Source organism: Halobacillus litoralis (assembly GCF_009856445.1).
Classification (GTDB): domain Bacteria; phylum Bacillota; class Bacilli; order Bacillales; family Halobacillaceae; genus Halobacillus; species Halobacillus litoralis.
In genome coordinates this window covers 487,724-500,044 of the sequence record NZ_WMFA01000001.1, presented here as the reverse complement: position 1 = coordinate 500,044, position 12,321 = coordinate 487,724, and the positions used below count along the sequence as shown (strand labels likewise).

At 44.2% G+C, this 12,321-nt stretch carries 12 protein-coding genes; 2 read left to right on the top strand and 10 right to left on the bottom strand.

Annotation, left to right across the window (positions count from 1 at the left end; all coding sequences use genetic code 11):
• Positions 1-21: 21 nt before the first annotated feature.
• Together speB and speE are read right to left on the bottom strand one after the other, a co-directional pair.
• A complete protein-coding gene (gene speB / locus GLW00_RS02270; RefSeq protein ID WP_160910851.1) occupies positions 22-894 on the bottom strand; it encodes an agmatinase in 873 nt (290 codons plus the stop codon).
• 5 nt (positions 895-899) lie between these two features.
• Entirely contained in the window at positions 900-1,730 is an 831-nt protein-coding gene (speE, locus tag GLW00_RS02265; protein ID WP_160910849.1) for a spermidine synthase, read from the bottom strand.
• Between the two features lie 139 nt (positions 1,731-1,869).
• Here speE and GLW00_RS02260 point away from each other — a divergent pair, with 139 nt between their 5' ends.
• Complete coding sequence (locus GLW00_RS02260; RefSeq protein ID WP_160910847.1) at positions 1,870-3,921, top strand: transglycosylase domain-containing protein; 2,052 nt, start codon at positions 1,870-1,872, stop codon at positions 3,919-3,921.
• A gap of 305 nt (positions 3,922-4,226) precedes the next feature.
• Here GLW00_RS02260 and GLW00_RS02255 read toward each other — a convergent pair whose 3' ends face one another.
• From GLW00_RS02255 to GLW00_RS02225, 7 genes are all read right to left on the bottom strand, one after another.
• Positions 4,227-4,571 (bottom strand): YolD-like family protein, encoded by a 345-nt coding sequence (locus tag GLW00_RS02255; protein ID WP_237417393.1) that lies wholly within the window; start codon positions 4,569-4,571, stop codon positions 4,227-4,229.
• A 139-nt stretch (positions 4,572-4,710) separates the two neighbouring features.
• Positions 4,711-4,938, bottom strand: a complete 228-nt coding sequence (locus tag GLW00_RS02250) for a hypothetical protein (protein WP_160910845.1) — start codon at positions 4,936-4,938, stop codon at positions 4,711-4,713.
• Between the two features lie 100 nt (positions 4,939-5,038).
• A complete protein-coding gene (locus GLW00_RS02245; protein ID WP_160910844.1) occupies positions 5,039-5,581 on the bottom strand; it encodes a YwhD family protein in 543 nt (180 codons plus the stop codon).
• Between the two features lie 79 nt (positions 5,582-5,660).
• Positions 5,661-6,227: a GNAT family N-acetyltransferase gene (locus tag GLW00_RS02240; protein ID WP_160910843.1), complete on the bottom strand. Its 567-nt coding sequence runs from the start codon at positions 6,225-6,227 to the stop codon at positions 5,661-5,663.
• Positions 6,224-8,248 carry an ABC transporter permease subunit gene (locus tag GLW00_RS02235; protein WP_160910842.1) on the bottom strand — a complete coding sequence of 675 codons (2,025 nt, stop codon included), beginning with the start codon at positions 8,246-8,248 and terminating at the stop codon, positions 6,224-6,226. The genes GLW00_RS02240 and GLW00_RS02235 overlap by 4 nt, the downstream gene beginning before the upstream one ends.
• Positions 8,249-8,349: 101 nt before the next feature.
• Positions 8,350-8,850, bottom strand: coding sequence for a YwgA family protein (locus GLW00_RS02230; RefSeq protein ID WP_160910841.1), 501 nt, complete (start codon positions 8,848-8,850; stop codon positions 8,350-8,352).
• A gap of 13 nt (positions 8,851-8,863) precedes the next feature.
• The gene (locus GLW00_RS02225) at positions 8,864-10,159 is read right to left on the bottom strand and encodes an HD domain-containing protein (RefSeq protein WP_160911822.1); all 1,296 of its coding nucleotides are present in this window, start codon (positions 10,157-10,159) and stop codon (positions 8,864-8,866) included.
• Positions 10,160-10,393: 234 nt separating this feature from the next.
• Between GLW00_RS02225 and lipL the strand changes: the two genes are divergently transcribed.
• Positions 10,394-11,236, top strand: a complete 843-nt coding sequence (gene lipL / locus GLW00_RS02220) for an octanoyl-[GcvH]:protein N-octanoyltransferase (RefSeq protein WP_160910840.1) — start codon at positions 10,394-10,396, stop codon at positions 11,234-11,236.
• Between the two features lie 74 nt (positions 11,237-11,310).
• Here the strand turns inward: lipL and pta are convergent, their stop codons facing one another.
• Positions 11,311-12,282 carry a phosphate acetyltransferase gene (gene pta, locus GLW00_RS02215; RefSeq protein WP_160910839.1) on the bottom strand — a complete coding sequence of 324 codons (972 nt, stop codon included), beginning with the start codon at positions 12,280-12,282 and terminating at the stop codon, positions 11,311-11,313.
• Between the last annotated feature and the right edge of the window lie 39 nt (positions 12,283-12,321).

The following is a 12,321-nucleotide window of genomic DNA, read 5'->3' as shown; positions in this document are numbered from 1 at the left end:
TGGCTGGCTCTATTCTATCATTTATTTGACGAACCCTAAAAGCATTTCGCGGATAAACTTGCTCGCAGCAATCTGCGTCTTCTCTGTCGGGTCATACGCAGGAGCAACTTCAACGAGGTCCGCTCCTACGATATTTAACTCACTGCCGGCTATGGCGTGGATGCTTGCAAGCAGTTCTTTCGACGAGATGCCGCCCGCTTCTGCTGTGCCTGTTCCAGGTGCAAAGGCAGGATCGAGTACATCGATATCAATCGTGACATAGACCGGACGGCCGGCAAGCTCAGGCAGCACTTTTTTCAAAGGTTCCAACACTTCAAACCTCGACATATGCATACCGGATTCTTTGGCATATTGAAATTCTTCACGCATGCCCGAGCGGATGCCGAATGAAAAGACATTTTCTGCTCCCAGCAGTTCACACGATTTACGAATCGGTGTCGAGTGAGACAACACCTCTCCTTCATATTCCTCACGTAGATCTGCATGGGCATCGATATGAATAATGGCGAGGTCAGGATGTTTTTTGTACATGGCCTGAATGACCGGCCATGTGACGAGGTGCTCCCCTCCAAGACCGAGGGGGAATTTACCTTTTTCCAGCAATTCATCCAAATACCCTTCAATAATATCCAGACTCCGAGCTGCATTTCCAAAAGGCAGCATCAAGTCGCCAGCATCATGATAGTTCACTTCTTCCAGGTGACGGTCCAAGTATGGGCTGTACTCTTCCAGTCCGATGGAAGCTTCACGAATACGGTTCGGCCCGAAGCGCGATCCTGGGCGGAAGCTCACTGTCCAGTCCATCGGCATGCCGTAAATGACAGCATCCGCTTCCTCCTCCGTCGCACGGCTCATGATAAATACTTTTCCAGAGTAGGATTCATCAAAACGCATACGGGTCACTCCTTCGTGAGATCTTTGACGAATTTCGGCAAGGCAAAGCATGCCCGATGGATGTCGTCTGTGTAATATTTCGTATCGATATCCGTAAAGCGGTCCTCCGCGACTTGCAGGGGATCATGAACTTTACTTCCCATCGTGAAGGTCCACAGCCCACTTGGATAAGTCGGGATGTTCGCTGTATATACCTTTGTAATAGGGAATGTTTCTTTTACGTCGCTATACACTTGACGAATGAGATCTGCCTTAAACCATGGGTTATCCGTCTGGGCTACGAAGATGCCATCTTCTTTCAGAGCTTTAGCAATGCCTTCGTAGAACCCTTTTGAAAACAGATTGACAGCCGGCCCTACGGGTTCGGTGGAATCCACCATGATGACATCATACTCATTTTCACTCTGAGCGATGTGCATGAAACCGTCGTCCACCTTCACTTCCACTCGTTCATCTTCCAGCGCCCCTGCAATGGAAGGCAGGTACTTCTTCGAATACTCGATGACTTTTCCGTCGATCTCTACAAGTGTTGCTTTCTCAACACTGTCATGTTTCAAAACTTCACGAATGACCCCACCGTCACCGCCACCGACAACAAGAACGTTTTTCGGATCCGGGTGGGTAAACAATGGAACATGGGCTACCATTTCGTGATAGACGAATTCATCCTTCTCTGTTGTCATGACCATGTCATCAAGAACGAGCATATTCCCCCACTCCGCTGTTTCCAGCATCTCTAAATCTTGAAAGTCTGTTTTCTCACTATGCAGGGAGCGATTGACCTTCGCCGTAATCCCGAAATGATCGGTCTGTTTCTCCGTAAACCATGTACCCATGTTGCATTTCTCCTTTTTCATCTATGAAATATCTTTCCGCACATATGCGTTTGTTTTACTCAAGAAGTTTATTTTACTACGTATTCTCACATAATAATAGCAGTCTTTATACATTCGTAACAGTTAGGAGTATAAAAGAATGCGATCATTTTTCAGAACCACTTATAGATGGACGATCCGCGGGATGAAGCTCGCCGTCTTTGGCACAATCGTAGGGATTGTCGGAATAATCGGCGTGCTGATCTTCGCCATCACTCAAGGACCTCCATCGTTGATGACTGAACAGAATACCGTCTTTTATGGCACGGACGGAGAAATCATAGGTGAAGAACAAGGGGCGGAAGAACGCTACTGGATTAATATAGAGGAAATGCCCGAATCTATTAAAGACGCCACACTTGCCATTGAAGACAGGCGTTTCTACAACCACTTCGGTTTTGACTTAAAACGTATCGGGGCAGCTGTGCTTACGGACCTTAAGCAGATGCGAATGGCTGAAGGCGCCAGCACCATCACCCAACAGTATGCAAGAAACTTATACCTTTCCCATGATAAAACATGGAAGAGGAAACTCAACGAAGCACTCTATGCCTTACGGTTGGAGATTTTTTATAACAAAGATGAAATATTAGAAGGTTACTTGAACACGATCTACTATGGCCACGGGGCCTATGGAATTGAAGCGGCAAGCCGGCAGTATTTCAATAAACATGCAGGGGACCTCACTTTGACAGAAGCCTCCATGTTAGCCGGAATCCCAAAAGGACCCACCTATTACTCGCCTCTCGCCAATGCTGAACGAGCAGAAGCAAGACAACAGCAGATTTTAGTTGAAATGGAAGAGAACGGCTATATTACTTCCTCTGAAAAGAGAGCAGCCGTAGAAGCGAGCATCTCTTATGCAGACGATGAAGAAGAAGAAACCCAGGAGGTTGCTCCTTATTTCCAGGACCAAGTTGTTACAGAAGCCGCTCAACTGCTTGATGTAGACAGAGAAAGTATCCAGACAGGCGGCTACCATATTCACACTACTTTGATTGAAGAGCATCAACGGATTTTAGAAGAGCAAGTAAAGAGGAATATTCCAGCGAGTGAAGAGATCCAAGTCGCATCTGCTGTAATGGATGGCCATTCTGGCGCAATTACGGCTCTTGTCGGTGGTAAAGATTATCGGGAAAGCCCGTTCAATAGAGCTACACAAGCGAAACGCTCCGTCGGTTCAACCATCAAACCTTTTCTGTATTATGCAGCGCTCGCGGAAGGATACTCGCCTGTCACGATGAAAGAGACACAGCCTATTGAAATTGAAGTAAAAGGAAAAGCAGAACCATATATACCATCCAATTTCAACGACCAATATTCTGAAGAACCGATTACCATGGCTCAAGCGCTTGCTGTTTCCGATAATATTTATGCGGTGCAGACCCACATGGATATCGGACCAGAAAAACTAGGAAAAACGATGAAGACGTTCGGCGTTGAAGAAACCTTCAAACCTCATCCTTCCCTGGCTCTCGGGTACTCCTCCATATCCCTTTTCGATATGGTGAGTGCCTATGGAAAAATGGTGAAAGGAACGGAGTCCATTGAAGGCCATACAATCGCTAAAATCACAGATCGGCATGGGAATGTCTTGTATGAATACCAACCGGCATACAATGAAGACGATGCTGTCGATCGAGTACGAGCGTTCACCGTTACCCACATGATGACAGGGATGTTCGATCCGGTCTTAGATGCCGATTATGCCTCTGTCACAGGTACTCCGATTAAAGGAAAGCTGACACGCATGTATGGAGGAAAATCCGGAACCACTGACAACGACAGCTGGATGATCGGATTCAGCCCTCAATATGTCTCCGGGGTATGGGTCGGATATGATGAAGGCAGTAAGCCACTCGCAGATTTCAACGACCACCGGTATGCCAAAGCCATATGGGCCGATACGATGGAGAAAATACATGAGAATGAGCCTACCGCAGCCTTCATACCACCTCCAGGTGTGAAAGGGGTCTACATCGACCCGGAAACCGGCTATGTCGCAGGTCCCAACTGCCCACAGGAACGATTAGTGTACATGGAGGAATCCGATATTCCTAAGGATGTGTGCGGCGGCGACGAAAGCAAAGATGTTGATGATGAATTCAAAGATGATCCATGGTTCAAAGATGTAGTGGACTGGTTCTTCTAATGCATTATTGGTGGCCTTGGCGTGACTTCGGCTTCCTTTGGCGCGACTCACGTCTCCTTTGGCGCGAAAGGTCATCCTCACAACGGATGACCTTTCGCTTTTTCTTTACCAAACTATGGCCCCATTTTCAAAATAAAAAAAGACAGAGAAAACGACCGGGGGAACCGGTCGCTTTCTCTGTCCTAGTAAACATGTATAACCCATGTGTTACTTAATATATTACCCTTATCGCTGATTCGTCAAGATTGGGCGTCTGAATTCTTACACTTTTTTCATGAACATTTTGTGAACAAAAAGTGAACACCTTATAAAATGGCAAGGTCAGCGATGTCATCCAAAGGGATGCGGACCTTCTCCTTCGTCTGTCCATCAACCCCTGCTACCGTATGATTGCTTCGATTCACATGGGTCACCTTCATCCTTATGTCTTCATATTCGAAACCATTGTAAACCCTAACCTGGACAGTAAGATTGTCTGTTAGCGCCCTCTGCAAAAGAAAGTCAATTTCGACAGCTTTCTGTTCATCCATGATTCCCTTTTCTACCCGCTGATCTTCTTTCCAAAGTTTTTTCACCATCTCTACATGCTCCGGTAACATGAGCGATGTCCATTTGATCGTCCCGCGATCACGATTCCGGTTATCCATCATTGGTTCCCCCCACCACGAACATTTGTTCTTATTCTATCATAAAAGAGGAAATCGTAAACTGGAATTTTCATACTTAGTTAAACCGTCCCATATCCACATGCGTCTCTCTTATCCAGGTGAGCAGGGGGGTACGCTTCACCTACTCCTTTTCTTTGTTTCCTGCATTCGCCTTTTTTTGATTTCCGAATACGAATATACAACTCACATAGATCACGAAAGCACCTGAAACAAACCATAGACCTGATGTTAAATACTCATGATCTGCATAAAAAGACCATTTAAACAGGAAATGCAGAATTCCTGACACCAATCCCACAAGGGCAATCACAAAATGAAACACCACATCATCTTCTAAAATCCTTTTCATATGATCCCCTCCTTTCTTCTACAAAAAATCAAATGAGAAAGAGGGAAACCCTGCAGATTCCCCTCTCTCTGTAACGACGCTATAAACTTGCAAACATCAATTATTGTACATCTAGAGAGTCTTTCAATTCCTGAGCCGTGTTCTCCCATAACTCTGGTTTAAAGTCACGTAAATATCCACCGAGCAGCTTCTTCGACTTCTCATCAAGGTGATCGACCGCAAAGCGTCCCTTCAAGGACTTATCCATGTGGTTCACATGTTCAGGCATCGATTTATACCCGCGCTTGATGGACCTGTCCACGACAATCTCACTGGCAGCTACGCCATAATAACACGGTTTTCCTTCATGGTGACCGACCGTTACCCAAGCGATCCAATATTTCAGTCCGTTTTTAACGACTTCACGATCGGTAATGAATTTGATGCGTTTTTCCACTTTACTACGCGCGTGAAGAGCCCCCATATCGACATAGGCTTCGTCTTCATTAGGGTCCACAATAACCGGGGTCATATTCTCCAAACTGATGGAACCGACACCATAACCCCCGTGTCCATCCGTGGAATTATCTTTAATGATTGTGAATTGGTTCTTCTTTTTATCGCTGCTTTCGCCTTTGTTTTTAAATTGATCGAATTCTCTCATAAAGCGATCCTCCTCTTCAATCGTCCTCTTATTTTGTCCCATTTTAACATACAAAACAGTTCTTGTTAGAACAGACGCTTCATGATTGATCAAACGTTTGTTTAATCTTCTCATATTCCCTTTTCAACATGGAAAACACCACGGTATCCTGGAAGCTCTCCCCATCAAAATCTGTTTCCCTTAATACTCCCTCTTCCCGGAACCCAAATTTATTCAAGAGCCTTCGTGATCCCTCATTTTCAGCAAACATGTCTCCGACAATCCGATTGAGGTTCAGCGAATCAAATCCATAAGGGAGAAGTGTAAGAAGGACTTGTGTCATAACTCCTTTCTTTTGGTAATCCGGGTGAATGACGGCCCCCATTTCTGCTTTCCTATGCCAATGATTCAGTTTATGAAAACGGAACAGGCCCACACATTTCCCTCTTTCAGCCTCAATCACCCATGGAATTTCTTCTTGCTTATGAAACCCATCCAGTCTTTCTTCTATATAAGCTTCCATCTCCTCCAAAGACAACACAGGGCAGGGAGTGATGTACTTCATCGTATCCTGCCGGCTCATGAACTGGAACAAAGAAGGAGCGTCGGAAGTTTTCAGTTCTCGTAACTTTATCTTTTCCATTTTAAAGACAGGAATATGATTCATATCGACTTTCTCCTATACCCATGGTCATCCCGCGATTCATCAACTCTCTTCTGTTCTGGTACAAACTCAAAATCCGCTTCCTTAAGGGATGCAGGCTTTCCTCCGATCGTTTCTTTTCTACGGAAAATTTTCTTAAGCCATGTATTCTGCTCTACCGGTACACCGACACGCCGCTGTTGAACTTCCTTAATTCCCTGTACAATTAGCTGCATCGCGACAATCATCGCCATGAAACAGAAAAGTGTAGGGATTATGAGCCACCAACGCCCTGTCATCAACGAATCTTTGGCGGCCCCAATCATCCCGGACCATTCATAGGTGGTACTTGTTGGTGGGTCTGCCACAAAATCATAGCTTACTTTTGTCCCTCCAAAATATAGATCAAACACGCCCAGGTGGATGAAAATAAGCAGCGTTTGGATAAACTGCTGACCAAAAATAATCCCCATACGTGCACTTAAGTGCGGCATTAAGTGCTTCCACAACAAATGAACAGAGCTGCCACCAAGCACTTTTGTACTCGTTACGAATTCTTCTTTTATAATCAGCTTCATCTCGTTGCCGAACAATGTTATGACAAGCGGAACAGCTAAAAGTGTCAAAATGATCCCCTGATAAAGGATTCTCTCTGTTTCCGTCGTCGTAAACCCGCCAGGAGGCATCCATAACACCGGCTTCAATAGTAAAAACGCAATGATCGTCATCGGTAGAAAGTGCATGCTGTCCACCAGTTTTTCAAACACAAGCTGCACCTTTTTCGGAAGAAAGAAAGCATAGGGAATAGCTAAAAGGAACCCGAGAGCCATTCGCAGGAAAGCAATAACAAGACCGAAAATGATCGTGTATTTCGCACCGACAAGGATTTGGTCGATTACGCTAAAACCGAGAGCATCGGTCCCCAGAAACACATACTCAGGGGTGTGAGGCATCGAACTGACTAATTTCCCTTCATCATTATAGATCAGTCGAAACTGGTCGATCAGCGGCTCTGCGGTCATCGTATAAATGATACTTACGATAAGGGCTCCTGCAATAACCGTAAAACCTAAGAGAAACTTTATGTTCTTAAAATGAGCACCGATTTCTGATATTGCATGAGCAAGCCATCCACCGCCCCCTTTTAAGGAGACAGATCCTATAAAGCTGTTCATGCGGGTAGCGACTTCTTCCGACTTCTTCTCATCCTTAAACAGGAACAGTTCTGTTCCTTGATAGATGACATAAAAAGGGGTGAACAGCATGAGAAGAATAAAGCTTGACACAATCGGTCGAAAATCATTAAGAAAGGCTGTTGTAATCCCATTCATATTGAAAATATATTCAATGATCAACAGACTCGACAACGCGCCCCAAACAATGATTTTGGAATGGTAAAACGTGCTTTTTCCAATGTTCCGAAAGATATGTACACACAATATTCCGATTTTCTCCAACCCTTTCCCCCTGGCCATCTGTACATACGACTTCGTCCATTCTTCTTCAATCAAAGCGAGTAGGATTTTGTACATCGTCACCATAGGCAGGACAGCGATTGCCAACATTGGAAGCAGATAGACTTGATCACCCTGCCCAAGGGAAGCAAAGGAAATAAGCAGAATTTCCGTTTGTTTATAGAACCAAACAATGAACAACTGGATAGAGAAAGCCAGCAATAAATCAGGTACGCTCTCGAGCACTCCAAGAGTACGGTCAACGACCGACCGCAGCCACTTCGGTAAAAATACGGTAAAGAAGGCGCCTGCGAATGCAAGAACGAAACCTAATAAAATGCCACCAAAGAAAACAGTCATGGAGTATTGGTAAGGGTCCCACAGATGTTCAAAAATCGGCACAGGACGTCCTTTGTATAAGTAGTTCCAATCTCCCGGGTTCACGACAGACCCAAGCAGTTGACTCAACTCTTTTATGTAATTTCCTACATCTAAAAATGCTCCTCCCCTGAACAACGCGGGAGAAGTGCTGATCAATAGAATACCGACTATCCCGAACAGATAATAAGCAAAAAATTTAAGGACCCTCATATCTGTAGACCTCCACTCTACTTTCGGATTATGTTTTTTCAATTATCTGACATCACTACGCAATAAAAAAGGTGTACATCATCGTACACCTACTTTTTATCTTAATGAATGGAACGTAAATGTTCAATAAATTTCCATCCTTCATCGATATCATCCTGTGTGTAATTTTGAGCACTTTTTACCGTAAATACTTTTTCAGTAATTTCATCTTTCGGTAAATGTTCAAAGAAAAGCATGGTGGAAACAAGCTCAAGAAAACGCGAGCTGCGCCCGTTCATTTCTTCGATATGCAGATTCAATGGCGGTAGATCCATCTCATAGTGGGTCAGAAAATCTCTGCCGCTATCAGTCAATTGATAACGGTATTGATAATAATTCTTCTTTTCTTCTCTCGTTTCACTAATAAAACCAAGATTACACATTTCTTCGACTCTCAGTGTCAATTCCTCCGAATAAGGGCCGTAAAAATGGAACTGGTAACGCTCTTCAAAAGGGATTTCACACTTTTTCAGTATGTAAATCATCTTTTGCAACTTCTTTCGACCTACAACTTCATGGGTGCTTGAGAAAAACTGCATCAACTTCGCATGATTCTCCAACATGGAGGTTCACTCCTTATCCAAACAAAATTTCCATAATCCGCTTCTTCGTTTTACTTCGATTCGACATTTCCTCCAGCCGATCCAGAGGGATGTACAATTTATGATCCGTCCTTTTTTTACCAGAAATTGATTCGACAATATCAGAAAGCCTGGATAGTTCCTTCAGCTCGTCATTTGGCTGCAGCAGATGAATCGGCAGCCTCTCCCCTTCTTCACCCGGGCGGTAAAAGTCATAAGGAAGGTCTGAACTTGAATCAACGACTAAATAATAATCAGGATTCAAACCGGCTTTTGTGAACAGTTTATATAGCTCCATCCATTCATTCATCTGGGAATTCGGATTGAACTCGATGTATTTAAAAAGTTTACGGTTCACGAAACGGTGGCATAAATCACTCAACACCTCGTCTTCCTCTTTCATCCACGTTTGGAAGTAATAAAGGACGACCGCTTCATCCAGCGCCAAATATTCTTCAAGTGACGGCTCACCGGAAAAGAAGGACAAGAAATGCACTGGTTTCAACTTGAAGCTGTATCCTTCTTCGTACAATTCCTTGGCACGGTGAAGGATTTTAGTTAAGATGACTTCTGCACTTCGCGTTACAGGATGAAAATAGACCTGCCAGTACATTTGATAACGACTCATAATATAATCTTCGATGGCATGCATGCCGCTTTCTTTAACCACGACCTGATCTTCCATCGGCCGCATAACCCGAAGAATCCGTTCCATATCAAAATGTCCATAGCTGACCCCTGTAAAATAAGCATCCCTTTGCAGATAATCCATTCGATCTGCATCAATTTGACTAGAAATCAAGCTGACGACGAGCTTGTTTTCGTACGTCTTGTTGATGACGTCGGCTACTTTCTTAGGAAAGCCTTTTTCAACTTTACTGAGGACCTTGTTCACTTCAGTATCACCTAGCAAAATCGCCTGGGTGAAATCTTCATGATCAAGCTTGTACACTTTTTCAAAGGAATGCGAAAAAGGTCCATGACCAAGATCATGCAAAAGTGCAGCACAAAGACAAAGCAGTCGCTCCTCCTGATTCCAGTTCGGACGGTCTTTGAAGTTCTCGATGATCCTTCTTACAATCTCATAAACACCTAAGGAGTGGTTGAAGCGGCTGTGTTCAGCTCCATGAAACGTCAAATAAGAGGTGCCGAGCTGTTTGATTCTACGGAGCCTCTGAAATTCGGCCGTTCCGATCAAATCCCAAATCACCCGTTCTCGAACATGGACATAACGATGTACGGGGTCTTTAAAAACCTTTTCTTCACTTAACTTCTCATCACGATAGGCCATCATTTTGTCCTTTCTACACGACATTTTTATCTATTATATACCTTAAATTACGACAAAAAAACATCTTGACAGACAGAAATTGACAGGTACCCAATTTAAAACCTGTCTATAGCGCTCTAACATTTCCTATGAATTTTTTTATCCAACAGAGAATTTTACAAGCGATCCTCCATTCATGCAAGAGGCGAGTTTTGGTATAATGGACGTTGCTACCCAAAAAGGAGAACGAATGCTATGAATGAACTACATCCATTATTAAAACCAGATACGTATCGCTTCATAGACCAAAGCAATTTAGGTCCAGGTTTTTCTGCTCTACAGTCTTTTGCTATGGACGATGCGTTATCCATAAGTGTCGGTGAACGTATGAGCCCGACAACAGCCAGGCTCTGGGTCCACCACGATACGATCGTACTCGGAATTCCCGATGCCCGCCTTCCTTATATAAAAGAAGCCATCCAACATTTGAAATCGAACGGATATGATGTGATCGTCCGTAATTCCGGCGGGCTTGCCGTTGTGTTGGATGACGGCGTTTTGAACCTTTCCCTGATTTTCCCTGATTCTAAACAGGTAAACATCCATGACGGCTATGAAGCGATGGTTTCGTTTATACGCCAACTTTTTTCCGATTTGACGGACGGGATTGAAGCTTATGAAATCACGCAATCCTATTGTCCCGGAACCTATGATTTGAGTATTGATGGTAAAAAGTTCGCAGGTATTTCCCAACGCCGTGTCAAAAACGGCTCCGCAGTCCAAATTTATCTTGACGTAAGTGGCAGCGGGGCAGAACGCGCCGCTCTTTTGAAACGGTTCTATGAACTCGGCAGGCGCGGGGAAGAAACACGCTTCAGCTACCCTGATATCGATCCAGGCGTCATGGCATCTTTAAATGAATTACTGGGGACCAACCTCAGCGTTGCCGATGTACGTGACCGTATCCTGATAAAATTACATGAACTCTCCGGTCACCTTGTCACCCACGCTTTAGAAGGAGACGAAATCGACTGGTTTCATAAGCGGTTTGAGCAAATGATCAAACGAAACGAAAAAGCGCTCGACAACCTGGAATAAGGATGTCGAGCGCTTTTTTCTTTTAAATGGAACAGAAAAGCTTGCGGGTATTGTCCAGCGAGCTTTTTCAACTTTTATAGAGCTTGGGCAGCAGTAATGATGGCGAGCTTGTACACATCGTCAGAATTACAGCCGCGGGATAGATCATTCACCGGCTGGTTCAATCCTTGCAGAACCGGCCCAACGGCATCAAAGTTACCCAGACGCTGAGCAATTTTATAACCGATGTTTCCTGCTTCAAGGCTAGGGAAAACAAACGTGTTCGCTTCACCCATTAGTGGAGAATCCGGCGCTTTTTTCTCGGCTACTGATGGAACGAACGCCGCGTCAAATTGGAACTCGCCGTCTATTAATAAATCTTTGTTTTGCTCTTTGGCTATTTCAAGTGCTTGTGTCACTTTCTCTGTTTCAGGGGACTGAGCAGACCCTTTTGTTGAGAAACTCAACATGGCGACTTTTGGATGAATATCAAATAGCTGAGCCGTTTCTGCACTTGCCAATGCGATTTCTGCTAAGTCCTGGCTGTCAGGGTTAATGTTGATGGCACAGTCAGCAAAAACATATTTCTCTTCGTCACGAACCATGATGAATACACCGGACGTTTTCTTAATACCAGGCTTCGTTTTAATGATTTGAAGAGCTGGACGAACAGTATCTGCTGTTGAGTGAGCGGCACCACTGACCAGCCCGTCCGCTTTGCCCATGTAGACAAGCATAGTACCGAAGTAATTTCCACCTTGAAGAATTTCACGTGCTTTTTCTTCTGTTGCTTTTCCTTTACGGCGCTCAACAAAGCTTGCGACCATTTCATCAAACTCATCGTAGTTTGCAGGGTCGAGAATTTCCGCTGCAGAAATATCCAAACTTAATTCGGAAGCTTTCTGTTCTACTTTTTCTTTATTACCGACTAATACAGGTGTCAACATACCGTCAGCACCCAATTGACTTACTGCTGTCAGGATTCTTTCATCTAAGGCTTCTGGAAATACGACTTTCTTGCCTTTTCCATCAATTTTAGATTTCAACGTATCAAATAGGTTACTCATGATTAACCCTCCAATTTTTCATTCTGTTATACATGATAA